This window comes from Streptomyces capparidis (genome assembly GCF_054782095.1).
Genome location: NZ_BAAGTD010000008.1, coordinates 100,461 through 125,079 on the forward strand (window position 1 = coordinate 100,461; position 24,619 = coordinate 125,079).

A 24,619-nucleotide genomic window follows, 5' to 3' on the forward strand; every position below is an offset into this window, starting at 1 on the left:
GGCGCTCGTTCGAACGCTGAAGCGAATAGCGGCCGAAGCGCAGTGACGACGATCGCGAGCGCCGCCATCCCGGTGATAGGGGATAGATGACTGACCTTGGCCGGGGTTCCGGCGGGCCGTGGCACCCGGAGGACCCCCGCTACGGAGACCCGCGGTGGGCGGACGGAGCCCCCTCCGGACAGTGGGAGGGCGGCGACTGGACGGACCGGGGCGCCCCGCAGGGCGAGCCCGGCTGGGACGGCGGGCAGGGCTGGGACGCGCAGGCCCAGGGCCCGTACCCCGGCCGGCAGCACGACCCGCACGGCCCCCACGCCCAGCCCGGCCAGCACGACCCGCACGCCCAGCACGACCCCTACGGGCAGGGCGCGGACGGGTACAACGGCTACGGCGACCCGTACGGACAGCAGCCCCCCGCCCCCCAGGACCCGTACGCCGGGCACGGCTACGGGCACCAGGACCCGTACCAGGGGCACTACCCCGGCGACCCGTACGCCGGGCAGAGCCCGTACCCGACGCCCGAGGGCTACCCGGTCCCGGCCCCCGACGAGCCGTACGCGTACCCCGAGCAGGGCCCGTACCCCGGGCAAGGGCAGGAGCCGTACCCCGGGCAGCCCGGACACCCCGGGCAGCCCGGGCACCCCGGACAGCCCGGGGACGGCGGCGCCGGCGGCCCGCGGGACGGCGCGGCGCCCGAGGGCCCGCGCCCCCAGGACCCTCCGGCCGACGACGAGGACCACCCGTTCTTCTCCGGCCCCGGGGAGCGGGACGGCGCCGCGGGCACGCCGGGCGAGGAGCCCGCCGAGGACGAGGACGCCCAGGGCGACGGCGACCGCCGCGGCCGCAAGAAGACCAAGAAGCGCCGCAACGGCTGCGCCTGCCTGGTGGTGCTGCTCGTCCTCGGCGGCGGCCTGGGCACCGTGGGGTACTTCGGCTACGACTTCTGGCAGACCCGCTTCGGCCCGCCCCCGGACTTCTCCGGCGAGGGCAGCGGCCAGGTGGAGGTCGAGGTGCCCGCGGGCGCGGGCTCGGGCGACATCGCCAACATCCTTTTCGACAAGGGCGTCATCAAGAGCGTCCGCGCCTTCACCGAGGAGGCGGAGGCCAACAGCCGCTCGCGGTCGATCCAGCCGGGCGTCTACTTCCTGAAGGAGAAGATGTCCGCCGAGGCGGCCATGCGGATCCTCACCGACCCCAGCAGCCTCAACAACCTCATCATCCCCGAGGGTCAGCGGGCCACGGCGATCTACAAGATGATCGACAAGCGGCTGAAGCTGAAGGACGGCACCACCGAGCAGGCCGCGAAGAACGCCGACCTCGGCCTGCCCGAGTACGCCAAGGGCAACCCCGAGGGCTTCCTGTTCCCCTCCAGCTACGCGGTCGGCAAGAACACCAAGCCGGTGGACGTGCTCAAGGAGATGGTGGAGCGGGCCGAGCGGGAGTACGCCAAGGACGGTCTCGACCAGGCGGCGAGCAGGCTGGACCGCACGCCGTACGAGATCATCACCCTGGCCAGCATCGTCCAGGCCGAGGCCCAGGAGGACAAGGACTTCGGCAAGGTGGCCCGCGTCATCTACAACCGCCTGGACACCAACGCCACCAACGGGCTGCTCCAGATGGACTCCACCATCAACTACGCGCTCAACCGCAGCACGCTGGACGTCTCGGTGGACGACACCGGCCTCGACAGCCCCTACAACACCTACAAGCACGAGGGCCTGCCGCCCGCTCCCATCAGCAACCCGGGCCACCAGGCGATCCAGGCCTCGATCGACCCGCCCGAGGGGCCCTGGCTGTACTTCGTCACCGTCAAGCCGGGCGACACCCGCTTCACCGGCGACCCGGAGGAGCACCAGCGCAACGTGGACGAGTTCAACGCCATCCGCCGGAACGGGGGCGGGGAGGAGGGCGGGCAATGACCGACGTCCGGCGGGCGGCGGTCCTCGGGTCGCCGATCGCCCACTCGCTCTCCCCGGTGCTGCACCGCACCGCGTACGCCGAGCTCGGCCTGGCCGACTGGACCTACGAGCGGCACGAGGTGGACGAGGCCGCGCTGCCCGGCTTCCTCGCCCGCACCGCGCCCGAGCGGCACCGCTGGGCCGGTCTGTCGCTGACCATGCCGCTCAAGCGGGCCGTGATCCCGCTGCTGGACGAGATCACGCCCACGGCGGCGTCCGTGGACGCGGTCAACACGGTGGTGTTCACCGAGGACGGACGGCTGACCGGCCACAACACCGACATCCCCGGCATGGTCGCGGCCCTCGCCGAGCGCGGCGTCACCGAGGCCGGATCGGCCGCGGTGCTCGGCGCCGGCGCCACCGCCTCCTCGGCGCTCGCGGCGCTCGCCCGGATCTGCCGCGGCGAGGTGCGGGTGTACGCGCGGGGATCGGCCAGGGCCGAGGAGGTGCGGCTGGTCGCCGAGCGGCTCGGCGTCGCGGCCCGCCCGGTGCCCTGGGAGCGCGCCGCCGAGGCGTTCACCGCCGACCTGGTCGTCTCCACCACCCCCGCCGGGGCCACCGACGCCCTGGCGGACGCGGTGCCCGACCGGCCCGGCGCGCTGTTCGACGTGCTCTACGACCCCTGGCCGACCCGCCTGTCCGCCGCCTGGCGGGCCCGCGGCGGCTCGGTCGTCGGCGGCCTGGACCTGCTGGTGCACCAGGCGGTGCTCCAGGTCGAGCTGATGACCGGCTGCCGCCCCGCGCCGCTGACCGCGATGCGCAGGGCCGGGGAGCAGGCGCTCGCCGGGCGCTGAACAGGCCCGCCGCGGCGTCCGGGCGGGCGGGCCCGCCCGGACGCCGCGCGTCCCGCGCTGTGGACGCGGCCCGTGGCCTTCGGCCGGGACGTGGGAGGATCGTCACAAGGCGGGTACCGGCCCGAAGCGGCCGGACCGTGCGCGGAGACGTGAGAAGGAGCATCGTTGAGCAGGTTGCGCTGGCTGACTGCGGGGGAGTCGCACGGCCCCGCTCTCGTCGCGACGCTGGAGGGCCTGCCCGCCGGCGTACCGGTCACCACCGGCATGGTGGCCGACGCGCTGGCGCGGCGGCGGCTCGGCTACGGACGCGGTGCCCGCATGAAGTTCGAGCGGGACGAGGTCACCTTCCTCGGCGGAGTGCGCCACGGCCTGACCCTGGGCAGCCCCGTCGCCGTCATGGTCGGCAACACCGAGTGGCCCAAGTGGGAGCAGGTGATGGCCGCCGACCCGGTCGACCCCCAGGTGCTCGCCGAGCTGGCCCGCAACGCCCCGCTGACCCGGCCCCGCCCCGGCCACGCCGACCTGGCCGGCATGCAGAAGTACGGCTTCACCGAGGCCAGGCCGGTGCTGGAGCGCGCCTCCGCGCGGGAGACCGCGGCCCGGGTGGCGCTCGGCACGGTGGCCAGGTCCTACCTGCGGGAGACCGTCGGCGCGGAGATCGTCAGCCATGTCGTGGAGCTCGGCGCGGCCAAGGCCCCGGCCGGGCTGCTGCCCGTGCCCGCCGACGAGGCCAGGCTGGACGCCGACCCGGTGCGCTGCCTGGACCACAACGCCTCGGACGCGATGGTCGCCGAGATCGACCAGGCCCACAAGGACGGCGACACCCTCGGCGGCGTGGTCGAGGTCCTCGCCTACGGGCTGCCGCCGGGCCTGGGCAGCCACGTCCACTGGGACCGCCGCCTGGACGCGCGGCTGGCCGGCGCCCTGATGGGCATCCAGGCCATCAAGGGCGTCGAGATCGGCGACGGCTTCGAGCTGGCCCGCGTGCCCGGCTCCCAGGCGCACGACGAGATCGAGCCCACCCCCGACGGCGTGCGCCGCAGGTCCGGCCGCTCCGGTGGCACCGAGGGCGGCCTGTCCACGGGCGAGCCGCTGCGGGTGCGCGCCGCGATGAAGCCCATCGCCACCGTGCCCCGGGCCCTGGCCACCGTGGACGTCTCCACCGGCGAGCCCGCGCAGGCCCACCACCAGCGCTCCGACGTGTGCGCCGTCCCGGCCGCCGGCATCGTCGCCGAGGCGATGGTGGCGCTGGTGCTGGCCGACGCCGTCGCGGAGAAGTTCGGCGGCGACTCGGTGGCCGAGACCCGGCGCAACGTCACCGGGTACCTGGACAACCTGGTGGTCAGGTGAGCGGCGCCCCGGCTCCCGTCGCCGTCCTCGTCGGCCCGCCCGGCGCGGGCAAGACCACCGTCGGCCGCATCCTCGCCGAACGGCTGCTGATCCCCTACCGGGACACCGACGCCGACGTCGAGGCCATGGCGGGCAAGCCCATCCCGGAGATCTTCGTCGACGACGGCGAGCCGCGCTTCCGCGAGCTGGAGCGGCAGGCCGTGCGCGCCGCCCTCGCCGAGCACACCGGGGTGCTCTCCCTCGGCGGCGGCGCGGTCATGGACGCCGGGACGCGGGAGCTGCTCGCCGGCGCCCCCGTGGTCTTCCTCGACGTGGTGCTCGCCGACGCCGTCCGGCGGGTGGGCCTGGACGCCCCCCGCCCGCTGCTGATCGGCAACCCCAGGGCCCGCTGGCGGGAGCTGATGGAGCAGCGCAGGCCGCTGTACACCGAGGTCGCCCGCGCGGTGGTGGCCACCGAGGGGCGCACCCCCGAGGAGGTCGCCGACGCCGTCGCCAAGGCGCTGGAGCTGACTCCGGCCCGCTGACGCGCGGGCCCCGCACCGACCCCGCCGAACCCCCGCCGACTCCACTGCCGACTCCACTGCCGAGGAACGCATGTCCGACACCCCCACCCGCATCCAGGTCGAAGGCACCGCGGGCACCGACCCGTACCAGGTGCTCGTCGGCCGCCACCTCCTCGGCGAGCTGCCGGGCCTGATCGGGGACGCCGCCCGGCGCGTGGCCGTGCTGCACCCCGAGGGGCTCGCCGCCACCGGCGAGGCCGTGCGCGAGGACCTGGCCGCGCAGGGCCTCGAGGCCGTGGCCGTCCAACTGCCCAACGCCGAGGAGGCCAAGACCGCCGAGGTCGCCGCCTACTGTTGGAAGGTGCTCGGCCAGACCGGGTTCACCCGCACCGACGTGATCGTCGGCGTCGGCGGCGGCGCCACCACCGACGTGGCCGGCTTCGTCGCCGCCACCTGGCTGCGCGGGGTGCGCTGGATCGCCGTGCCCACCACGCTGCTGGGCATGGTGGACGCGGCCGTGGGCGGCAAGACCGGCATCAACACCGCCGAGGGCAAGAACCTCGTCGGCGCCTTCCACCCGCCCGCGGGCGTCCTCGCGGACCTGGCCACCCTGGAGTCGCTGCCCGTCCACGACTACGTCTCCGGGCTCGCCGAGGTGATCAAGGCGGGCTTCATCGCCGACCCTGAGATCCTCGCCCGCGTCGAGGCCGACCCGCAGGCCGCCCGCACCCCCGCGGGCCCGCACACCGCCGAGCTGATCGAGCGGGCCATCCGCGTCAAGGCCGAGGTGGTCTCCTCCGACCTGAAGGAGTCCGGGCTGCGGGAGATCCTCAACTACGGCCACACCCTCGGCCACGCCATCGAGCGGGCCGAGCGCTACCAGTGGCGGCACGGCGCCGCCGTCAGCGTCGGCATGGTCTTCGCCGCCGAGCTCGGCCGCCTCGCCGGGCGCCTGGACGACGCCACCGCGGACCGGCACCGCGCGGTCCTGGAGTCCGTGGGCCTGCCGCTGACCTACCGCGCCGACGCGTGGCCCAGGCTGCTGGAGACCATGCGCGTGGACAAGAAGTCCCGCGCCGACCGGCTGCGCTTCATCGTCCTCGACGGGCTCGCCAGGCCGGCCGTCCTGGAGGCCCCCGACCCGTCGCTGCTCGTCGCCGCGTACGCGGAGGTCGCCGAGTGACCGCCGCGCCGCGGCAGGAGGCCGCCGCGCCCGCCGGCCAGGACCGCGTGAAAAATCCCACACGGGTCCTGGTGCTCAACGGCCCCAACCTCGGCCGCCTCGGCAGCCGCGAGCCCGACGTCTACGGCTCCACCTCCTACGCCGGGCTCGTGCGGCAGTGCACCGCCCTCGGCGCCGAGCTGGGCCTGGAGGTGGAGGTCCGGGAGACCAACGACGAGGGCGAGCTGGTCCGCTGGCTGCACGAAGCCGCCGACGGGCGCCTGCCCGTCGTGCTGAACCCGGGGGCGTTCACCCACTACTCCTACGCCCTGCGGGACGCCGCCGCGCAGCGCACCGCGCCGCTGATCGAGGTGCACATCTCCAACCCCTACGCCCGCGAGTCCTTCCGGCACACCTCCGTGGTGGCCGCGGTGGCCACGGGCACCGTCGCCGGCTTCGGGATCGGTTCCTACCGGCTGGCCCTGCGGGCCCTCGCGGATGAGCTATAAAGACTGCTGACCGGGCCACCATCGAGGCGAGATCCGTCGGGGGCGGTACGGTTCGTCAGGTGAACGCGCGGGCCGTCCACGACGGAGGGATCCGTGCCGCAGGAGACGGAGTGGGCCGAGATGCAGCATGCTGGGGTGCCGTTGCCCCCGCCGTCGGGCGTTCCCCACGGGCCAGGTGACGGAAGGGCGCCCGCCGCCCCCGGCTACCAGGCGCCTGCCGCTCCTCCGCCGCACCCGCCGACGCCCCCCCGCCCCCCGGCGGCCCCGCCGCCCGCACCCGCGCCCGCGGCCCCGCCGCCTCCCGCCCCCGGCGGCACCGGGCACTTCCCGCTGCCGCCCCCGGCCGCGGTGCGGGCACCCGCGCCCGCCCCGCAGGCGCCCGCGGTGACCACCACGGCGCCGATCGCGGTGCTGCTGATAGGCCCCGCCGGGGCGGGCAAGACCACGGTGGCCCGGTACTGGGCGGACAAGCGGCCCGTGCCCACCGCGCACATCAGCCTGGACGACGTGCGCGAGTGGGTCAGGTCCGGCTTCGCCGACCCGCAGTCCGGCTGGAACGAGAACTCCGAGGCCCAGTACCGGCTGGCCCGCCGCACCTGCGGCTTCGCGGCCCGCAACTTCCTGGCCAACGGCATCTCCTGCATCATCGACGACGCCGTCTTCCCCGACCGCCCCGCCGTGGGCCTGGGCGGCTGGAAGCGGCACGTGGGGCCGGGCCTGATCCCGGTGGTGCTGCTGCCCGGCCTCGAGGTGGTGCTGGCCCGCAACGCCGAGCGCACCGGCAACCGCCGCCTCAGCGACGAGGAGGTGGCCCGCATCCACGGCCGCATGGCGGGCTGGTACGGGTCCGGCCTGCCGATCATCGACAACTCCACGCTGGACGTCACCGCCTCCGCGGCCGCGCTCGACCAGGTCATCACCCAGAGCCTGACCGGCCCCGTCACCTGGTGAGGACCCCTGCCGGGGCGTCCCGCGCGCCCCGGTCCCGGCCGGCCCGCCGAGTGGCCGTACCGGGCGGGCCGTCCGGCCGTTTCACGCTTACGCTCGGCGTATGTCCGAGGTCCATGCGGCGCGACGGGGCAGAGTGCGGGATCGCTGCGCGGCGATCGGGGGATGCGGCGCCCTGATCTCGCGGGCGGCCAACGTGCGCTACCTCACCGGCGGCGCGCCCCCCGGCGCGCTGCTGCTCCTCGCGCCCGGCCAGGACGTCCTGCTCATGCCCTCCGACCCGCGGACCCGCCCGCCCGAGGACCTGCGCCGGCACCCGCTGCCCACCACCGGCGGCGACCCCGCCGTGGCCGCCGCCGAGTTGGCCGAGCGGCTCGGAGTGCGCGCCCTCGCCGTGGAGGAGCACCACCTCACCGTGGCCCGCCACCGCGCCATGGCCGCCGCCGCGCCCGGGCTGCGCCTGATCGGCCTGGACCGGGCCGTGGAGCAGCTCCGGCTGGTCAAGGAGGAGCGGGAGATCCAGGCGCTGCGGGTCGCCGCCGAGATCACCGACCAGGCCCTGGGGGAGCTGCTGGAGTCCATCCTGGTCGGCCGCACCGAGCGGCACCTGGCGCTGGAGCTGGAGCGCCGCCTGGTCGACCACGGCGCCGAGGCCCCGGCGTTCCCGACCTGCGTCGGCACCGGCCCCAACGCGGGCGCCCCGCACCACACGCCGGGCGAGCGCCGGGTGGAGGAGGGCGACTTCCTCACCGTCTGCCTCGGCGCCCGCTACCAGGGCTACCGCTGCGAGGTGGGCCGCACCTTCGTGATCGGCACCGAGCCCGCCGCCTGGCAGATCGAGCTGTACGACCTGGTCTTCGCGGCCCAGCGCGCCGGGCGCGAGGCGCTCGCCCCGGGCACCGCCTGCCGGGAGGTGGACCGCGCGGTGCGGCAGGTCGTGGAGGGGGCCGGGTACGGCGAGTTGCTGGGGCCCGCCGTCGGCCACGGCGTGGGGCTGGAAATCCACGAGGACCCTCAGTTGTCACCAGCGGCCATGGGTAAACTGGACGCTTGTGTGCCGGTCACTGTCGAGCCGGGGGTCCACCTCCCGGGCCGGGGCGGTGTCCGGATCGACGACACACTCGTCGTCCGCCCCGCGGCGGACGGCGGCCCCGAGCTACTCACCATCACGACCAAGGAGCTGCTCGCCCTGTAGGCCCGCGAGGGCGCTCAGGCGCGCCCCTGGGTCCCCGAAGCAGCACTCAGGAGAATCCGCAACCGTGGCCACCACGAACGACCTCAAGAACGGCATGGTGCTCAAGCTCGACGGGGGCCAGCTCTGGTCCGTCGTAGAGTTCCAGCACGTCAAGCCCGGCAAGGGCCCCGCCTTCGTCCGCACGAAGCTCAAGCACGTGCTGTCCGGCAAGGTGGTGGACAAGACCTTCAACGCCGGTGTGAAGGTCGAGACGGCCAACGTGGACAAGCGCGGCATGCAGTTCTCCTACAAGGACGGCACCGACTTCGTCTTCATGGACACCGAGACCTACGACCAGATCCACATCTCCCCGGAGACGGTGGGCGACGCGGCGAACTACCTCCTCGAGGGCTTCGACGTGGTCGTGGCGATGCACGAGGGCAACCCGCTGTACGTCGAGCTCCCGGCCTCCGTGGAGCTGGTGATCGAGTACACCGAGCCGGGTGTGCAGGGCGACCGCTCCACCGGCGGCACCAAGCCGGCCCGCCTGGAGACCGGGTACGAGATCGGCGTGCCGCTGTTCATCACCACCGGTGAAAAGGTGAAGGTCGACACCCGCTCCGGTGATTACCTCGGTCGGGTGAACAACTAGCCGTGGCCGCTCGCAACAAGGCGCGCAAACGCGCCTTGCAGATCCTCTTTGAGGCCGACCAGCGCGGCGAGAAGCCGACGACCGTCCTCGCGGACTGGATCCGGCTGGCCAGGACCGACGACCGGCAGCCGCCGGTCAGCGAGTACACCATGCGGCTGGTCGAGGGCTACGCGGAGCACGCGGAGCGCATCGACGAGCTGCTGGCCACCTACTCGGTGGGCTGGACGCTGGACCGGATGCCGGGCGTGGACCGGAACGTGCTGCGGCTCGGCGCGTACGAGCTGATATGGGAGGACGACGTCCCGGACGCGGTGGTGCTGGACGAGGCGGTGGAGCTCGCCAAGGAGTTCTCCACCGACGACTCCCCGGCGTTCGTCAACGGACTCCTCGGCCGTCTCAAGGAACTCAAGCCGGGACTGCGCCGCTAGCCGCTCCCGGGCCGCGGGGCCCTCAATGTGAACGCCCGCCCGGGCCGGTGGCCCGGGCGGGCGTTTCCGCGCGGGCGTGGACGCGCTCGAGTCGGGGCTCCGCCCCCGGACCCCTGTGGACCTCTGCCCCTGCCGAGGCCGGCCCCGGGGCACGCCGGGTCGCGCAAGAGGGCTGGGCTCCGACGGCTGCCGGCTTGCCGGTGGCTGGGCGAGAGGGCCGCTCTCCGAGGCTCGCGGATTCGCCCCCGTGCCCCTGCCGAGCAGTGCGTTACCGTCCTGCCCGGGGCTTCGGCCCTCGGTCTCATGTCGGGGCTCCGCCTCCGGAGCCTCCGGGGTTCCCGCCCGTGCCTTCCCGCCGGTACTGCGCACCGCAGGGCTCTTCCCACGGCGCCGCCCTCGCGGGGCCGCCGCGTGCACTCCCGCACCCCCCGTCCCGGGGGAGCGTACGAAGAAGGCCGGGAGGCGGTGGGGCCGCCTCCCGGCCGTGACGTTTCGGCGTCGTCAGCTCTCGTCCTGCGGGACCGCGCGGCGCGCGTCGGCGTCGAGGACGCCCCAACTGATGAGCTGCTCGGTCAGCACGGAGGGCGACTGGTCGTAGATGACGGCGAGGGTGCGCAGGTCGTCCTGGCGGATGGAGAGCACCTTGCCGTTGTAGTCGCCGCGCTGGCTCTGGATGGTGGCCGCGTAGCGCTGGAGGGGACCGGCCTTCTCCGGCGGGAGCTGGGTGAGGCGCTCCAGGTCGAGGACGAGCTTCGGCGGGGGCTCGGAGGCGGCCGCCGAGGTGCTGCCGGGCAGCAGCTCCTGCACCGGCACACCGTAGAAGTCCGCGAGCTCGGCGAGGCGCTGGACGGTCACCGCCCGGTCGCCGCGCTCGTACGAGCCCACGACGACGGCCTTCCAGCGTCCCTGGGACTTCTCCTCGACGCCGTGGAGGGACAGGCCCTGCTGGGTGCGGATGGCCCGGAGCTTGGCCCCGAGCTGCTTGGCGTAGTCGCTGGACATATGGCTCCCCGGCGTGGTACTCGGCGGATCGTCGGTAAATCCTGTGGTCAACAATCCCGCTGCCGGTCGGTGGCCGCGGTGTGTGTGGCCGCGGGCGCGTCCGCCGGGACGCTTCCGTGTCCCGGCTACCGGAGCGGTAACTCACTGTGAGGTTACGCAGCGTAATTTGCCTTCGTCAAGCCGAATGGTCCAGCCGGGCCTCAGGAAAGCTCACTCTGGCCGGTTCGCGCAGGTGTACGGGCCTCCAAAATTCCGCAAAGCGGGGCGCGGCACCCCGGCGGGGGGACCCCGCGCACGGTCACGACAGGTGTTGTCGGCGCCTGTGGAAACGTTTCCGCACCCTCTTCCCCCTCCCGTCCGCCCCCGTCGGCACGCCTGGTACCGTTGCCGCTGTAACCATCAGACGTCCTTTAAGACCCGTCCCGTGAGGCGGGGAAGGAGGTCCCACAGGCATGGTCTCCGACCTGTCCTCGGCCCGACCGGTGCTCGAAGCACCTGACATCGCACGGGTGCTCACCCGTATCGCCCACGAGATCGTGGAGCGCGCCAAGGGCGCGGACGACGTGGTGCTCCTCGGCATCCCCACCCGCGGCTCCTTCCTGGCCCGCCGGCTCGCCGACAAGCTCGCCGAGATCAACGGGCGCGCCGTCCCCTCCGGCTCGCTGGACATCACCATGTACCGCGACGACCTGCGCCTCGGCCGGGCGCGGGCGCTCGGCCGCACCGAGATCCCCGCCGACGGGGTCGACGGCCGCCTCGTGGTCCTCGTGGACGACGTGCTCTTCTCCGGCCGCACCATCCGCGCCGCCCTCGACGCGCTGAACGACATCGGCCGCCCCCGCGCCGTGCAGCTCGCGGTCCTGGTCGACCGCGGCCACCGGGAGCTGCCGATCCGCGCCGACTACGTCGGCAAGAACCTGCCCACGTCGCTGCGCGAGACCGTCAAGGTCCTGCTCGCGGAGTACGACGGCCGGGACGCCGTCCTGCTCGGCAGCGCCCCCGAAGAACGCGCCTGACACCCGGCGGCACGCCGCCCCGCGCCCGAAGCACGCCCGGGGCTGCCGCGCGCCCACGAGAAGATCCGACGGAGTCACCAGTGAAGCGCCACCTGATCTCGGCCGCCGACCTCGACCGCGACGACGCCCTGATGATCCTCGACACCGCCGAGGAGCTCGCCCGCGTCGCCGACCGCCCCATCAAGAAGCTGCCCACCCTGCGCGGGCGCACCGTGGTCAACCTGTTCTTCGAGGACTCCACGCGCACCCGCATCTCCTTCGAGGCCGCCGCCAAGCGCCTGTCGGCCGACGTGATCAACTTCTCCGCCAAGGGGTCGTCGGTCTCCAAGGGCGAGTCGCTGAAGGACACCGCGCTGACCCTGGAGGCCATGGGCGCCGACGCCGTGGTCATCCGGCACCCCGCCTCCGGCGCCCCGCACCGCCTGGCCCACTCCGGCTGGATCGGCGGCAGCGTCGTCAACGCCGGCGACGGCACCCACGAGCACCCCACCCAGGCCCTGCTGGACGCCTTCACCATGCGCCGCCACCTCGCGGGCGCCCCCGACGGCGGGCCCACCCACCACCGCGGCCCCGGGGACGGCACGGGGCGCGACCTGGCGGGCCGCCGCGTCACCATCGTCGGCGACGTCCTGCACAGCCGGGTGGCCCGCTCCAACGTCCACCTGCTGAACACCCTGGGCGCGCACGTCACCCTGGTCGCGCCGCCCACCCTGCTGCCCATCGGCGTCGAGGGCTGGCCCTGCGAGGTCTCCTACGACCTGGACGCCTCCCTGTCCAAGTGCGACGCCGTGATGATGCTGCGGGTGCAGCGCGAGCGGATGAACGCCGCGTTCTTCCCCACCGAGCGCGAGTACAGCCGCCGCTACGGCCTCACCGCCGCCCGCGTGGCCGCGCTGCCCGAGCACGCCATCGTCATGCACCCGGGGCCGATGAACCGCGGCATGGAGATCGCCGCCGAGGTCGCCGACTCCGTGCGCTCCACCATCGTCGAGCAGGTCACCAACGGCGTCAGCGTGCGCATGGCCGTGATGTACCTGCTGCTCGGCGGCGCCGAGCCCGCCCTGGCCGCGCCCGCCGCCACCGTCCCCGCCACCCAGGCCCGCCCCGAGGAGAGCAAGTGAGCGAGCACAAGACCCTGATCCGCGGCGCGAGGATCCTCGGCGGCGACCCGGCGGACGTCCTGGTCGAGAACGGCGCCGTCGCCGCCGTCGGCCGGGACCTGCCCGCGGACGGCGCCACCGTGCTCGACGCCGCGGGCCAGGTGCTGCTGCCCGGCCTGGTGGACCTGCACACCCATCTGCGCGAGCCCGGCCGCGAGGACTCCGAGACCGTGCTCACCGGCACCCGCGCCGCCGCCAAGGGCGGGTTCACCGCCGTGCACGCCATGGCCAACACCTTCCCCGTCGCCGACACCGCGGGCGTGGTCGAGCAGGTGTGGCGGCTCGGGCGGGAGCACGGCTACTGCGACGTCCACCCGGTCGGCGCCGTCACCGTGGGCCTGGAGGGCAAGCAGCTCGCCGAGCTCGGCGCGATGGCCGAGTCCGCGGCGCAGGTGCGGGTGTTCTCCGACGACGGCAAGTGCGTGGACGACGCCGTGATCATGCGGCGCGCCCTGGAGTACGTGAAGGCGTTCGACGGCGTCGTCGCCCAGCACGCCCAGGAGCCCCGCCTCACCGAGGGCGCCCAGATGAACGAGGGCCCGGTCTCCGGCGAGCTCGGCCTGCGCGGCTGGCCCGCCGTCGCCGAGGAGTCGATCATCGCCCGGGACGTGCTGCTCGCCGCCCACGTGGGCTCCCGCGTGCACATCTGCCACCTGTCCACCGCGGGCTCGGTGGAGATCGTGCGCTGGGCCAAGTCCAAGGGCTGGGACGTCACCGCCGAGGTCACCCCGCACCACCTGCTGCTCACCGACGAGCTGGTGCGCTCCTACGACCCGGTCTACAAGGTCAACCCGCCGCTGCGCACCGCCGAGGACGTGGCCGCGCTGCGCGAGGCGCTCGCCGACGGCACCATCGACTGCGTCGCCACCGACCACGCCCCGCACCCCACCGAGGACAAGGACTGCGAGTGGGCCGTGGCCGCCATGGGCATGGTCGGCCTGGAGACCGCGCTGTCCGTGGTGCAGCACACCATGGTGGACACCGGGCTGCTGGACTGGGCCGGCGTCGCCGACCGGATGGCGTTCCGCCCGGCGCGCATCGGCCGCCTCACCGGGCAGGGCCGTCCCGTCTCACCCGGCGAGCCCGCCAACCTCACCCTGGTGGACCCGGACTACCGTGGACCGGTGGACCCCGCGGCCTTCGTCTCCCGCAGCCGCAACACCCCGTACGCCGGGCTGGAGCTGCCGGGACGGGTGACGGCGACCTTCCTGCGGGGCAGGCCGACGGTTTGGGACGGGAAGCTCGTATGACCTCCATCACGCAGGCGGGGTCGCTGCACCCCGAAGGGCTGGCGCACACGGTGGCGCTGGCGGCGGGCAAGCGCTCCGCGGAGACCACCCACCTGGCGGAACGGCTGATGTGGGTGGGGCTCCTGGTGCTGCTGGTGATCGCCGTGTACGCCCTGATGTGGCGCTCGTGGAAGCGGCGCGGCGCCCGCCACCACGACCTGCCCGAACTGCTCCCCGTCCCGCCCGCCCGGGACGCGGCCGCCGGGGAACCGGCCGCACCGCCCATCGCCGAGCTGACCGGCCGCTACCACGGCACCACCACCTCCGGCGACTGGCTCGACCGCGTCGTCGCCCGGGGCCTGGGCTCCCGCAGCCTCGCCGAGCTGACCCTGCGCCCCGACGGCATCGCGGTGCGCCGCCCCGGGGCCGCCGACTTCCTCATCCCCGCCGCCGCGGTGCGCGGCGCCCGCCTCGACAAGGGCATCGCGGGCAAGGTCCTCACCGAGGGCGGCCTGCTGGTGATCACCTGGGAGCACGGCGGGCACCTGCTGGACTCCGGCTTCCGCGCCGACCACCCCGCCGAGCACGCCACCTGGATCCGGGCCGTGCGGCACCTGGTGGACGGCGACCACCCGGACGGCACCGCCCTCACCGCCGCCGGCACCACCCCGCACCACCAGCACGACCAGGAAGGCGCACGATGACCGCAACCCCCCGCGCAGCCGAACCCGGGCGCCGCGCGCCCCACGGCCCCGCCGTCCTCGTCCTCGAGGACGGGCGCACCTTCCGCGGCCGCACCTACGGAGCCGTGGGCCAGACCCTGGGCGAAGCCGTGTTCTCCACCGGCATGACCGGCTACCAGGAGACCCTCACCGACCCGTCCTACCACCGCCAGGTCGTGGTGATGACCGCCCCGCACGTGGGCAACACCGGCGTCAACGACGAGGACGGCGAGTCCCGGCGGATCTGGGTCAGCGGCTACGTCGTGCGCGACCCCGCCCGGACCCCGTCGAGCTGGCGCTCCCGCCGCACCCTGGACGAGGAGCTCGCCGCGCAGGGCGTCGTCGGCATCAGCGGCATAGACACCCGCGCCCTCACCCGCCATCTGCGCGAGCGCGGCGCCATGCGCGTCGGCGTGTTCTCCGGCGACCGCCTGGCCGACCCCGGCGAGCTGCTGGAGCGGGTGCGCAGCGCCCCGGGGATGAAGGGCGCCAACCTCGTGGACGAGGTCACCACCGCCGAGCCCTATGTGGTGCCCGCCGTCGGCGAGAAACGGTTCACCGTGGCCGCCGTGGACCTCGGCATCAAGGCGATGACGCCCCGGCGCATGGCCGAGCGCGGCATCGAGGTGCACGTCCTGCCCGCCTCCACCACCCTGGAGGAGCTGTACGCGGTCCGGCCGGACGGGGTGTTCTTCTCCAACGGCCCCGGCGACCCCGCCGCCGCCGACCACCCGGTGGCGCTGATGCGGGGCGTGCTGGAGCGCCGCACCCCGGTGTTCGGCATCTGCTTCGGCAACCAGATCCTCGGCCGGGCCCTGGGCTTCGGCACCTACAAGCTGAAGTACGGCCACCGCGGCATCAACCAGCCGGTCAAGGACCACGCCACCGGCAAGGTCGAGATCACGGCGCACAACCACGGCTTCGCCGTCGACGCGCCGCTCGACCGGGTCAGCGACACCCCGTTCGGCCGGGCCCGGGTCTCCCACGTCTGCCTCAACGACGACGTGGTGGAGGGCCTGGAACTGCTCGACGGGCCGGCCTTCAGCGTCCAGTACCACCCCGAGGCGGCGGCCGGCCCGCACGACGCGGCCTACCTGTTCGACCGCTTCTGCGCCCTGATGGAGAACGAGCGTGCCTAAGCGCACCGACATCCAGTCCGTCCTGGTCATCGGTTCCGGCCCGATCGTGATCGGCCAGGCCGCCGAGTTCGACTACTCCGGCACCCAGGCGTGCCGGGTCCTGAAGGCCGAGGGCCTGAGGGTGATCCTGGTCAACTCCAACCCGGCCACGATCATGACCGACCCGGAGATCGCCGACGCCACCTACGTCGAGCCGATCACCCCCGAGTTCGTCGAGAAGATCATCGCCAAGGAGCGGCCCGACGCGCTCCTGCCCACCCTGGGCGGCCAGACCGCCCTGAACGCCGCCGTCGCCCTGGCCAAGAGCGGGGTGCTCGAGCGGTACGGCGTCGAGCTGATCGGCGCCAACATCGAGGCCATCGAGAAGGGCGAGGACCGCGACCGCTTCAAGGAGGTCGTCGCCGCCGTCGCCCGGAAGATCGGCCACGGCGAGTCCGCCCGCTCGGTGATCTGCCACTCCATGGACGAGGTCCTGGCGGGCGTGGAGACCCTCGGCGGCTACCCCGTCGTGGTCCGCCCCTCCTTCACCATGGGCGGCGCCGGCTCCGGCTTCGCCCACGACGAGGCGGAGCTGCGCCGCATCGCCGGGCAGGGCCTGGCGCTCTCCCCGACCACCGAGGTGCTCCTGGAGGAGTCCATCCTCGGCTGGAAGGAGTACGAGCTGGAGCTGATGCGCGACAAGCACGACAACGTCGTGGTCGTCTGCTCCATCGAGAACCTCGACCCGATGGGCGTGCACACCGGCGACTCCATCACGGTGGCGCCCGCGATGACGCTCACCGACCGCGAGTACCAGATCCTGCGCGACATCGGCATCGCGGTGATCCGCGAGGTCGGGGTGGACACCGGCGGCTGCAACATCCAGTTCGCGGTCAACCCCGAGGACGGCCGCGTGGTGGTCATCGAGATGAACCCGCGCGTCTCCCGCTCCTCGGCGCTGGCGTCGAAGGCCACCGGCTTCCCGATCGCCAAGATCGCCGCCAGGCTGGCCGTCGGCTACACCCTGGACGAGATCCCCAACGACATCACCGAGCAGACCCCGGCCAGCTTCGAGCCCACGCTGGACTACGTCGTGGTCAAGGTGCCCAGGTTCGCGTTCGAGAAGTTCCCGGCCGCGGACGCCAGCCTGACCACCACCATGAAGTCCGTCGGCGAGGCCATGGCCATCGGCCGCAACTTCCCCGAGGCGCTGAACAAGGCGCTTCGCTCCCTGGAGAAGAAAGGCTCGCAGCTCTCCTTCACCGGTGACCCCGGCGACAAGGCCGAGCTCCTCGCCCGCGCCGCCGTGCCCACCGACGGCCGGATCAACACGGTCATGGCCGCCATCCGCGCCGGGGCCACCCCCGAGGAGGTCTTCGACGCCACGAAGATCGACCCGTGGTTCGTGGACCAGCTCTTCCTGCTCAAGGAGATCGCCGACGAGCTCGCCGCGGCCGACCGGCTCGACCCCGACCTGCTGCGCGAGGCCAAGCGGCACGGCTTCTCCGACGCGCAGATCGCCGACATCCGCGGACTGCGCGAGGACGTGGTGCGCGAGGTGCGGCACGCCCTCGGCGTACGCCCCGTCTACAAGACCGTGGACACCTGCGCCGCCGAGTTCGCCGCCCGGACCCCGTACTTCTACTCCTCCTACGACGAGGAGAGCGAGGTCGCGCCCCGCGAGAAGCCCGCGGTGATCATCCTGGGCTCCGGACCCAACCGCATCGGCCAGGGCATCGAGTTCGACTACTCGTGCGTCCACGCCTCGTTCGCCCTGCGCACGCCGCCGGCGAACAACGGGGTGGGCTACGAGACCGTGATGGTCAACTGCAACCCGGAGACCGTCTCCACCGACTACGACACCTCCGACCGGCTCTACTTCGAGCCGCTCACCCTGGAGGACGTGCTGGAGGTGGTCCGCGCCGAGACGGAGGCCGGGCCCGTCGCCGGCGTGATCGTCCAGCTCGGCGGGCAGACCCCGCTCGGGCTCGCGCAGGCCCTGAAGGACAACGGCGTGCCCATCGTCGGCACCTCGCCCGAGTCCATCCACCTCGCCGAGGACCGCGGCGCCTTCGGCCGGGTGCTCGCCGAGGCCGGCCTGCCCGCGCCCAAGCACGGCACCGCCACCTCCTTCCCCGAGGCCAAGGCGATCGCCGACGAGATCGGCTACCCGGTGCTGGTGCGTCCGTCGTACGTGCTGGGCGGACGCGGTATGGAGATCGTCTACGACGAGGCGCGCCTCGCCGCGTACATCGAGGAGTCCACCGAGATCGGCCCGGACCGCCCCGTGCTGGTGGACCGCTTCCTCGACGACGCGATAGAGATCGACGTCGACGCCCTCTACGACGGCACCGAGCTGTACCTCGGCGGGGTGATGGAGCACATCGAGGAGGCCGGCATCCACTCCGGCGACTCCGCGTGCGCGCTGCCCCCCATCACCCTCGGCGGCCACGACATCAAGCGGCTGCGTGCCTCCACCGAGGCCATCGCCCGCGGCGTCGGCGTGCGCGGCCTGATCAACATCCAGTTCGCGCTGGCCGGGGACATCCTGTACGTCCTGGAGGCCAACCCGCGCGCCTCCCGGACCGTGCCGTTCACCTCCAAGGCCACGGCGGTGCCGCTGGCCAAGGCCGCCGCCCGGATCTCGCTCGGCGCCACCGTCGCCGAGCTGCGCGCCGAGGGGCTGCTGCCCCCCTCGGGCGACGGCGGCACCATGCCGCTGGACTCCCCGATCTCGGTGAAGGAGGCCGTGCTGCCCTGGAGCAGGTTCCGCGACCCGCACGGCCGCGGCGTGGACACCGTGCTCGGCCCGGAGATGCGCTCCACCGGCGAGGTCATGGGCATCGACTCGATGTTCGGCACCGCCTACGCCAAGTCGCAGACCGCCGCGTACGGCGCCCTGCCGACCAAGGGCCGCGCGTTCGTCTCCGTCGCCAACCGCGACAAGCGCGCCCTGGTCTTCCCCGCCCGGGCGCTGGCCGGGCTCGGCTTCGAGCTGCTGGCCACCTCCGGCACCGCCGAGGTGCTGTGGCGCCACGGCATCCAGGCCACCGTGGTGCGCAAGCAGAGCGAGGGCCCGGGCCCGAACGGCGAGCCGACCGTGGTGCAGCTCATCCACGACGGCGGCATCGACCTGATCGTCAACACCCCCTTCGGCACCGGGGGCCGCCTGGACGGCTACGACATCCGCACCGCGGCCGTCGCCCGCGGCGTGCCCTGCCTGACCACGGTCCAGGCCCTGGCCGCCGCCGTGCAGGGCATCGACGCGGTCACCCGGGACGAGGTGGGTGTCCGCTCGCTCCAGGAGCACGCCGAGCTGCTCGTCCAGGCCCGCCAGTAGCCGCGGGCACCGGCGCCGAAGGGCCCCGGGCACCCGGTGGGGACACCGCCGGGTACCCGGGGCCCGGGCACGTCACCGCCCGCGCCGGACACCCGCGCCCCGAGGAGAAAGCATTCGATGTACGCCCTGTTCTTCGCCCTGTTCTTCAAGCGGATGGACCCGGAGAAGGCCCACCACCTGGCCTTCACCGCCATCCGGATCGCCGCCGCGCTCCCCGGGGTGCGCGCCCTGCTCGCCCGGGTGCTGGCGGCCGGGCGGCCCGAGCTGAAGGTGCACGCGTTCGGCCGCGACATGCCAGGTCCCTTCGGGCTCGCCGCGGGCTTCGACAAGAACGCCGTCGGCGTCGACGCGCTGTCCATGCTGGGCTTCGACCACGTGGAGATCGGCACCGTCACCGCGCGGCCGCAGCCGGGCAACCCGCGGCCGCGGCTGTTCCGGCTGGCCGGGGACCGGGCGCTGGTCAACCGCATGGGCTTCAACAACGACGGCAGCGAGGCCGTCGCCGCGCGGCTCGCCGCCCGCGCCACCCAGCCCTGGCGCCGCCGCGTGGTCGTCGGGGTGAACATCGGCAAGACCAAGGCCGTCCCCGACGACGAGGCCGTCGCCGACTACGTCGCCGGCACCGAGCGCCTCGCCCCGCACGCCGACTACCTGGTGGTCAACGTCAGCTCGCCGAACACCCCGGGCCTGCGCGACCTCCAGGCCGTGGACCGGCTGCGCCCCCTGCTGGTCTCCGTGCGCGCCGCGGCCGACCGGGCCCGCCCCGACCGCCGGGTGCCGCTGCTGGTGAAGATCGCCCCCGACCTGGCGGACGAGGACGTCGACGCCGTCGCCGACCTCGCCCTGGAACTCGGGCTGGACGGCATCATCGCCACCAACACCACCATCGGCCGCGAGGGCCTCACCGCGGCCCCCGAGGAGGTCGCGGCCATCGGGGCGGGCGGACTGTCCGGGGCGCCCCTGAAAGAGCGCTCACTGGCCGTTCTGCGGCGTCTGCGGGCCCGTACGGGCGATCGGCTCACCCTGGTGGGCGTCGGGGGCGTGGAGAGCGCCGAGGACGTGTGGGAGCGCATCCTGGCCGGCGCCACGCTGGTGCAGGGCTACAGCGGGTTCGTCTACCAGGGGCCGCTGTGGAACCGCCGCATCCACCGGGGCCTGGCCGCCCTGCTCGCGGCCAGCCCCCACCGCACCCTCGCCGAAGCGGTCGGCGCGGACGTGGACGCCCCGCAGGAGCCCGAGGCGCACCGGGAGGAGCGGGAGGACCGGGAGGACCGGGAGAACGAGACCAGCGAGGCCCGCGAGGCCGGCGAGGAGAACACCGCGTGACCACCGACACCGCCCCCACCCCCGCCGCCGCGCCCTTCGGCGCTCGGCTGCGCGAGGCCATGGACACCCGCGGCCCGCTGTGCGTCGGCATCGACCCGCACGCCGCCCTGCTGGCCGCCTGGGGCCTGCCCGACGACGCGGCGGGCCTGGAGCGCTTCACCCGCACGGTCGTGGAGGCGCTGGCCGACCGGGTCGCCGTGCTCAAGCCGCAGTCGGCGTTCTACGAGCGGTTCGGCTCCCGCGGCGTCGCCGTGCTGGAGCGCGCCGTCGCCGAGGCGCGGGCCGCGGGCGCCCTGGTGCTGATGGACGCCAAACGCGGCGACATCGGCTCCACCATGGCCGCCTACGCCGCCGCCTACGTCGACGCCTCGGGGCCGCTGTTCTCCGACGCCCTGACCGTCAGCCCCTACCTCGGCTTCGGCTCCCTGCGCCCCGTGCTCGACACCGCGCGCGCCAACGGCGCCGGGGTGTTCGTGCTGGCCCTGACGTCCAACCCGGAGGGCGCCGAGGTGCAGCGGGCCACCGGGGCGGACGGCGTCACCGTCGCGCAGGCCGTGCTGGAGCGGATCGCCGCCGAGAACGCGGGCGCGGCGCCGCTGGGGTCCGTCGGCGCGGTCGTCGGCGCCACCCTCGCCGAGACGGGCGTGGACCTGGCCGTGGGCGGGCCGCTGCTGGCCCCCGGCATCGGGGCGCAGGGCGCCACACCGGCGGACCTGCCGCGCCTGTTCGGGGCGGCGGCGCGCGACGTCGTGCCGAGCGTCAGCCGCGACGTCCTGCGCCACGGACCCGACCCCCGAGCGCTGCGCGACGCCGCCGAACGCTACGTGGACGAACTGCGGGCGGCGCTGGGCTGACCGGCCCTCCCGTCGCCCCACCCGCCCTCCCGTCGCCCCACCCGCCGCCCCAGCGGCGGGTGATGCGACGGGAGGGAACCCCGGGGCGGGGCGGGGGGAGGGCGGCCTTCTCGTCACCCCGGGCCTCGCGTCGCACCCGCTTCGGAACCCGCGCCGGACCCCCACCTCGAAACCCCTCGCACCCCGCCCTCCCGCCTCCCCCTCCCCTCGCCCCGGTCCGTGGTGCGCGCCCGTGCGCCCCCTCCGTACCCCCGCGCCGCCCTGCCCGCCCCTGCCCCGAGGACTCCACCGGCCGCCCGCCCCCGAGCCCCGGCGCCTCCCCCCGGGCGGGTCGCGGGCCCGGTCCCGGGCCTGCGGGAAGGCGCTCGGGAGGTCGTCAAGCAGGGAATTTCTCACGACTCCTGTCCAATTCGCCCGTAAATGTCGGAGTCGCAGCCTGCTGATCTGGACTTTTCGGTTTCTTTTCCTGACGCCGCTGTTCAAGCGGGCTACGCTCCGGCGGTAGGTTCCACCAGCAGGGCGTTTCTCGTTGCTCGGGTTCTGCCCGAGCCACTAGGTTCCTCTGCGACTCACATCCTGTTGTTCGAACTCCCACTGAGGTGACTAGGCGTGGCACTTCCGCCCCTGACCCCTGAACAGCGCGCAGCCGCGCTCGCGAAGGCCGCTGAGGCTCGCCGGGAGCGCGCCGAGGTCAAGAACCGGCTCAAGCACAGCGGTGCTTCCCTGCACGAGGTCATCAAGGCCGGCCAGGAGAACGATGTGATCGGCAAGATGAAGGTCTCCGCTCTGCTGGAGTCCCTTCCGGGCGTCGGAAAGGTCCGCGCCAAGCAGATCATGGAGCGCCTCGGCATCTCCGAGAGCCGCCGCGTACGGGGCCTCGGCTCCAACCAGATCGCGTCGCTCGAGCGCGAGTTCGGTGGCGGCCAGGCCTGACGTGCCCCGGCTCCGCCGGGAACCGGGATAATCGGTCCATGACCCATCGTCCGCGGTTGACCGTGCTCTCCGGCCCCTCGGGGGTCGGCAAGAGCACGGTCGTCGCCCATATGCGCAAGGAGCACCCCGAGGTCTGGCTCTCCGTCTCGGCCACCACCCGCAGGCCGCGTCCCGGAGAGCAGCACGGAGTGCACTACTACTTCGTCGACGACGACGAGTTCGACAAGCTCATCGCCAACGGTGAGCTGCTCGAGTGGGCGGAGTTCGCCGGGAACCGCTACGGCACTCCGCGCGCCGCCGTCATGGAGCGGCTGGAGCGCGGTGAACCGGTGCTGCTGGAGATCGACCTCCAGGGCGCCCGCCTGGTCCGGCAGTCGATGCCCGAGGCGCAGCTCGTCTTCCTCGCCCCGCCGTCCTGGGAGGAGCTGGTCCGCCGGCTCACCGGGCGCGGGACCGAGGCGCCCGAGGTGATCGAGCGGCGCCTGGCGGCCGCCAGGGTCGAGCTCGCCGCCGAGTCGGAGTTCGACGTGACCCTGGTCAACACCTCCGTCGAGGACGTGGCGCGTGAGCTGCTAGCCTTGCTTCGTTCGGCTTGAGGCAGACTGGTGGTGGCGCCCCGCCCCACCGGCACCGGCCCGGCGGGCCCCGGAAGCGAGGCCGCCGGAGACCGGACCGGACGGGCCGACCCGTCACAGCCGACAAGACGACCACAGCCGACATGACCGGCGGGGCCGTGGCCTTGTGGCCCGCGGCCCCGTGGCAAGCAGCGAAAGGCAGAGCGTGTCCTCTTCCATCACCGCGCCCGAGGGCATCATCAACCCGCCGATCGACGAGCTCCTCGAGGCCACGGACTCGAAGTACAGCCTCGTGATCTACGCGGCCAAGCGCGCGCGGCAGATCAACGCCTACTACTCCCAGCTCGGCGAGGGCCTGCTGGAGTACGTGGGTCCGCTCGTCGACACGCACGTCCACGAGAAGCCCCTGTCGATCGCCCTGCGCGAGATCAACGCGGGCATGCTCACCGCCGAGGCCCTCGACACGAACCAGTAGTCGACCGGGCCGCGCCGCACGCGGCGTGCGGCAACCGGCGTGGGCCACGGGCCCGGCGGCCACCACGGCCGCCGGGCCCGTGGCGCGTCCACCCCGCCCCGCGGGCACCCACCGCGGCGCACCCCGCCCCCGCGGCCCTCCGCCACCCGCACCCCAAGGGAGCAGCGACGATGCACAGGCCCAAGGTGGTCCTGGGAGTCAGCGGCGGCATCGCCGCCTACAAGGCGTGCGAGCTGCTGCGCCGCCTCACCGAGTCCGGCCACGACGTGCGGGTGGTGCCCACCGCCTCGGCCCTGCGCTTCGTCGGCGAGGCCACCTGGGCCGCGCTGTCCGGCAACCCCGCCGCCACCGAGGTGTGGGACGGCGTGCACGAGGTGCCGCACGTGCGCATCGGGCAGCAGGCCGACCTCGTCGTCGTCGCCCCCGCCACCGCCGACACCCTGGCCCGCGCCGCCCACGGCCTGGCCGACGACCTGCTGACCAACACCCTGCTCACCGCCCGCTGCCCGGTGGTGTTCGCCCCCGCCATGCACACCGAGATGTGGGAGCACCCGGCCACCCGGGAGAACGTGGCCACCCTGCGCCGCCGCGGCGCCGTCGTCATCGAGCCCGCCGTGGGCCGGCTGACCGGCGCCGACACCGGCAAGGGGCGGCTGCCCGACCCCGGCGAGATCTTCGAGGTGTGCCGGGCCGTCCTGGCCCGCGGCGCCGCCCCCGCCGCCGACCTCGCCGGCCGCCACGTGGTGGTGAGCGCGGGCGGCACCCGGGAGCCGCTCGACCCCGTGCGCTTCCTCGGCAACCGCTCCTCGGGCCGCCAGGGCTACGCGCTGGCCCGCACCGCCGTGGCCCGCGGCGCCAGGGTGACGCTGCTCGCGGCCAACGTCGAGCTGCCCGACCCGGCCGGGGCGGACGTGGTGCGCGCCGGCACCGCCGTCGAGCTGCGCGAGGCCGTGCTGAAGGCGGCGCAGGACGCCGACGCCGTGGTCATGGCCGCGGCCGTGGCCGACTTCCGGCCCGCCTCCTACGCCGCGGGGAAGATCAAGAAGGTGGAGGGGCAGGACCCGGAGCCCGTCGCGCTGGTGCGCAACCCGGACATCCTCGCCGAGCTCTCCGCCCACCGCCCGCGCCCCGTGCAGGTCGTCGTCGGGTTCGCCGCGGAGACCGACGACGTGCTGGCCAACGGCCGCGCCAAGCTGGCCCGCAAGGGGTGCGACCTGCTGGTGGTCAACGAGGTCGGGGACGGCAAGGCGTTCGGCACCGGCGAGAACGAGGCCGTGGTGCTCGGCGCCGACGGCAGCGCCACCCCGGTGCCGTTCGGCCCGAAGGAGGCGCTCGCCGACACCGTCTGGGACCTGGTCGCCGCCCGTCTCACCTGAGCGCTCGCATTTCCCCTC

23 protein-coding genes are annotated in these 24,619 nt (G+C 74.1%); 22 read left to right on the forward strand and 1 reads right to left on the reverse strand.

Translation table 11 applies throughout. The annotated features are described in order from the left end of the window. Positions 1-86 precede the first annotated feature (86 nt). From mltG to nusB, 10 genes are all read left to right on the forward strand, one after another. Complete coding sequence (gene mltG, locus ACYVO2_RS09365) at positions 87-1,916, forward strand: endolytic transglycosylase MltG (RefSeq protein WP_461007172.1); 1,830 nt, start codon at positions 87-89, stop codon at positions 1,914-1,916. After that, a complete protein-coding gene (locus ACYVO2_RS09370; protein WP_461007173.1) occupies positions 1,913-2,749 on the forward strand; it encodes a shikimate dehydrogenase in 837 nt (278 codons plus the stop codon). Before mltG ends, ACYVO2_RS09370 begins: the two co-directional genes overlap by 4 nt. Positions 2,750-2,914: 165 nt before the next feature. Next, a complete protein-coding gene (gene aroC / locus ACYVO2_RS09375) occupies positions 2,915-4,099 on the forward strand; it encodes a chorismate synthase (protein ID WP_461007174.1) in 1,185 nt (394 codons plus the stop codon). Beyond that, positions 4,096-4,623 carry a shikimate kinase gene (locus ACYVO2_RS09380; RefSeq protein WP_461007175.1) on the forward strand — a complete coding sequence of 176 codons (528 nt, stop codon included), beginning with the start codon at positions 4,096-4,098 and terminating at the stop codon, positions 4,621-4,623. Before aroC ends, ACYVO2_RS09380 begins: the two co-directional genes overlap by 4 nt. Positions 4,624-4,693: 70 nt before the next feature. Continuing rightward, positions 4,694-5,785: a 3-dehydroquinate synthase gene (gene aroB, locus ACYVO2_RS09385; RefSeq protein ID WP_461007176.1), complete on the forward strand. Its 1,092-nt coding sequence runs from the start codon at positions 4,694-4,696 to the stop codon at positions 5,783-5,785. A 47-nt stretch (positions 5,786-5,832) separates the two neighbouring features. Continuing rightward, positions 5,833-6,273 (forward strand): type II 3-dehydroquinate dehydratase, encoded by a 441-nt coding sequence (aroQ, locus tag ACYVO2_RS09390; RefSeq protein WP_461007177.1) that lies wholly within the window; start codon positions 5,833-5,835, stop codon positions 6,271-6,273. A gap of 120 nt (positions 6,274-6,393) precedes the next feature. Next, the gene (locus ACYVO2_RS09395) at positions 6,394-7,224 is read left to right on the forward strand and encodes an AAA family ATPase (protein WP_461007255.1); all 831 of its coding nucleotides are present in this window, start codon (positions 6,394-6,396) and stop codon (positions 7,222-7,224) included. Between the two features lie 100 nt (positions 7,225-7,324). Further along, positions 7,325-8,416, forward strand: coding sequence for a M24 family metallopeptidase (locus ACYVO2_RS09400; protein WP_461007178.1), 1,092 nt, complete (start codon positions 7,325-7,327; stop codon positions 8,414-8,416). A 64-nt stretch (positions 8,417-8,480) separates the two neighbouring features. Further along, positions 8,481-9,047, forward strand: coding sequence for an elongation factor P (gene efp, locus ACYVO2_RS09405; RefSeq protein WP_461007179.1), 567 nt, complete (start codon positions 8,481-8,483; stop codon positions 9,045-9,047). Positions 9,048-9,049: 2 nt separating this feature from the next. Then, positions 9,050-9,475 (forward strand): transcription antitermination factor NusB, encoded by a 426-nt coding sequence (gene nusB, locus ACYVO2_RS09410; RefSeq protein WP_461007180.1) that lies wholly within the window; start codon positions 9,050-9,052, stop codon positions 9,473-9,475. A gap of 501 nt (positions 9,476-9,976) precedes the next feature. On the opposite strand, the gene bldD is transcribed toward nusB, so the two are convergent. Further along, the gene (bldD, locus tag ACYVO2_RS09415) at positions 9,977-10,477 is read right to left on the reverse strand and encodes a transcriptional regulator BldD (protein WP_461007181.1); all 501 of its coding nucleotides are present in this window, start codon (positions 10,475-10,477) and stop codon (positions 9,977-9,979) included. Positions 10,478-10,929: 452 nt separating this feature from the next. Here bldD and pyrR point away from each other — a divergent pair, with 452 nt between their 5' ends. From pyrR to coaBC, 12 genes are all read left to right on the forward strand, one after another. Continuing rightward, positions 10,930-11,493 carry a bifunctional pyr operon transcriptional regulator/uracil phosphoribosyltransferase PyrR gene (pyrR, locus tag ACYVO2_RS09420; protein ID WP_461007182.1) on the forward strand — a complete coding sequence of 188 codons (564 nt, stop codon included), beginning with the start codon at positions 10,930-10,932 and terminating at the stop codon, positions 11,491-11,493. An 80-nt stretch (positions 11,494-11,573) separates the two neighbouring features. Continuing rightward, the gene (locus tag ACYVO2_RS09425; RefSeq protein WP_461007183.1) at positions 11,574-12,614 is read left to right on the forward strand and encodes an aspartate carbamoyltransferase catalytic subunit; all 1,041 of its coding nucleotides are present in this window, start codon (positions 11,574-11,576) and stop codon (positions 12,612-12,614) included. Continuing rightward, positions 12,611-13,903, forward strand: coding sequence for a dihydroorotase (locus tag ACYVO2_RS09430; RefSeq protein WP_461007184.1), 1,293 nt, complete (start codon positions 12,611-12,613; stop codon positions 13,901-13,903). The genes ACYVO2_RS09425 and ACYVO2_RS09430 overlap by 4 nt, the downstream gene beginning before the upstream one ends. After that, positions 13,900-14,586: a PH-like domain-containing protein gene (locus tag ACYVO2_RS09435; RefSeq protein WP_461007185.1), complete on the forward strand. Its 687-nt coding sequence runs from the start codon at positions 13,900-13,902 to the stop codon at positions 14,584-14,586. Before ACYVO2_RS09430 ends, ACYVO2_RS09435 begins: the two co-directional genes overlap by 4 nt. Further along, positions 14,583-15,743 carry a glutamine-hydrolyzing carbamoyl-phosphate synthase small subunit gene (gene carA / locus ACYVO2_RS09440; RefSeq protein WP_461007186.1) on the forward strand — a complete coding sequence of 387 codons (1,161 nt, stop codon included), beginning with the start codon at positions 14,583-14,585 and terminating at the stop codon, positions 15,741-15,743. The genes ACYVO2_RS09435 and carA overlap by 4 nt, the downstream gene beginning before the upstream one ends. Further along, positions 15,736-19,062 carry a carbamoyl-phosphate synthase large subunit gene (gene carB, locus ACYVO2_RS09445; RefSeq protein WP_461007187.1) on the forward strand — a complete coding sequence of 1,109 codons (3,327 nt, stop codon included), beginning with the start codon at positions 15,736-15,738 and terminating at the stop codon, positions 19,060-19,062. Before carA ends, carB begins: the two co-directional genes overlap by 8 nt. A gap of 117 nt (positions 19,063-19,179) precedes the next feature. Then, the gene (locus tag ACYVO2_RS09450; RefSeq protein ID WP_461007188.1) at positions 19,180-20,388 is read left to right on the forward strand and encodes a quinone-dependent dihydroorotate dehydrogenase; all 1,209 of its coding nucleotides are present in this window, start codon (positions 19,180-19,182) and stop codon (positions 20,386-20,388) included. Beyond that, positions 20,385-21,242, forward strand: coding sequence for an orotidine-5'-phosphate decarboxylase (gene pyrF, locus ACYVO2_RS09455; protein WP_461007189.1), 858 nt, complete (start codon positions 20,385-20,387; stop codon positions 21,240-21,242). Before ACYVO2_RS09450 ends, pyrF begins: the two co-directional genes overlap by 4 nt. A gap of 609 nt (positions 21,243-21,851) precedes the next feature. Beyond that, positions 21,852-22,175: an integration host factor gene (locus ACYVO2_RS09460; protein ID WP_461007190.1), complete on the forward strand. Its 324-nt coding sequence runs from the start codon at positions 21,852-21,854 to the stop codon at positions 22,173-22,175. A gap of 38 nt (positions 22,176-22,213) precedes the next feature. Further along, positions 22,214-22,771 (forward strand): guanylate kinase, encoded by a 558-nt coding sequence (gmk, locus tag ACYVO2_RS09465; RefSeq protein ID WP_461007191.1) that lies wholly within the window; start codon positions 22,214-22,216, stop codon positions 22,769-22,771. 184 nt (positions 22,772-22,955) lie between these two features. Next, a complete protein-coding gene (gene rpoZ / locus ACYVO2_RS09470; RefSeq protein WP_461007192.1) occupies positions 22,956-23,225 on the forward strand; it encodes a DNA-directed RNA polymerase subunit omega in 270 nt (89 codons plus the stop codon). A 170-nt stretch (positions 23,226-23,395) separates the two neighbouring features. Beyond that, positions 23,396-24,601 (forward strand): bifunctional phosphopantothenoylcysteine decarboxylase/phosphopantothenate--cysteine ligase CoaBC, encoded by a 1,206-nt coding sequence (gene coaBC, locus ACYVO2_RS09475; RefSeq protein WP_461007193.1) that lies wholly within the window; start codon positions 23,396-23,398, stop codon positions 24,599-24,601. Positions 24,602-24,619: the final 18 nt, after the last annotated feature.

Excerpts from the sequence above, each read along its gene's own strand:
- coaBC (WP_461007193.1), top strand. The coding sequence starts at position 23,396 with ATGCACAGGCCCAAGGTGGTCCTGGGAGTCAGCGGCGGCATCGCCGCC.
- ACYVO2_RS09395 (WP_461007255.1), top strand. The coding sequence starts at position 6,394 with ATGCAGCATGCTGGGGTGCCGTTGCCCCCGCCGTCGGGCGTTCCCCAC.
- ACYVO2_RS09370 (WP_461007173.1), top strand. The coding sequence starts at position 1,913 with ATGACCGACGTCCGGCGGGCGGCGGTCCTCGGGTCGCCGATCGCCCAC.
- carA (WP_461007186.1), top strand. The coding sequence starts at position 14,583 with ATGACCGCAACCCCCCGCGCAGCCGAACCCGGGCGCCGCGCGCCCCAC.
- ACYVO2_RS09400 (WP_461007178.1), top strand. The coding sequence starts at position 7,325 with ATGTCCGAGGTCCATGCGGCGCGACGGGGCAGAGTGCGGGATCGCTGC.
- pyrR (WP_461007182.1), top strand. The coding sequence starts at position 10,930 with ATGGTCTCCGACCTGTCCTCGGCCCGACCGGTGCTCGAAGCACCTGAC.
- gmk (WP_461007191.1), top strand. The coding sequence starts at position 22,214 with ATGACCCATCGTCCGCGGTTGACCGTGCTCTCCGGCCCCTCGGGGGTC.
- ACYVO2_RS09435 (WP_461007185.1), top strand. The coding sequence starts at position 13,900 with ATGACCTCCATCACGCAGGCGGGGTCGCTGCACCCCGAAGGGCTGGCG.
- mltG (WP_461007172.1), top strand. The coding sequence starts at position 87 with ATGACTGACCTTGGCCGGGGTTCCGGCGGGCCGTGGCACCCGGAGGAC.
- bldD (WP_461007181.1), bottom strand. The coding sequence starts at position 10,477 with ATGTCCAGCGACTACGCCAAGCAGCTCGGGGCCAAGCTCCGGGCCATC.
- ACYVO2_RS09450 (WP_461007188.1), top strand. The coding sequence starts at position 19,180 with ATGTACGCCCTGTTCTTCGCCCTGTTCTTCAAGCGGATGGACCCGGAG.
- aroB (WP_461007176.1), top strand. The coding sequence starts at position 4,694 with ATGTCCGACACCCCCACCCGCATCCAGGTCGAAGGCACCGCGGGCACC.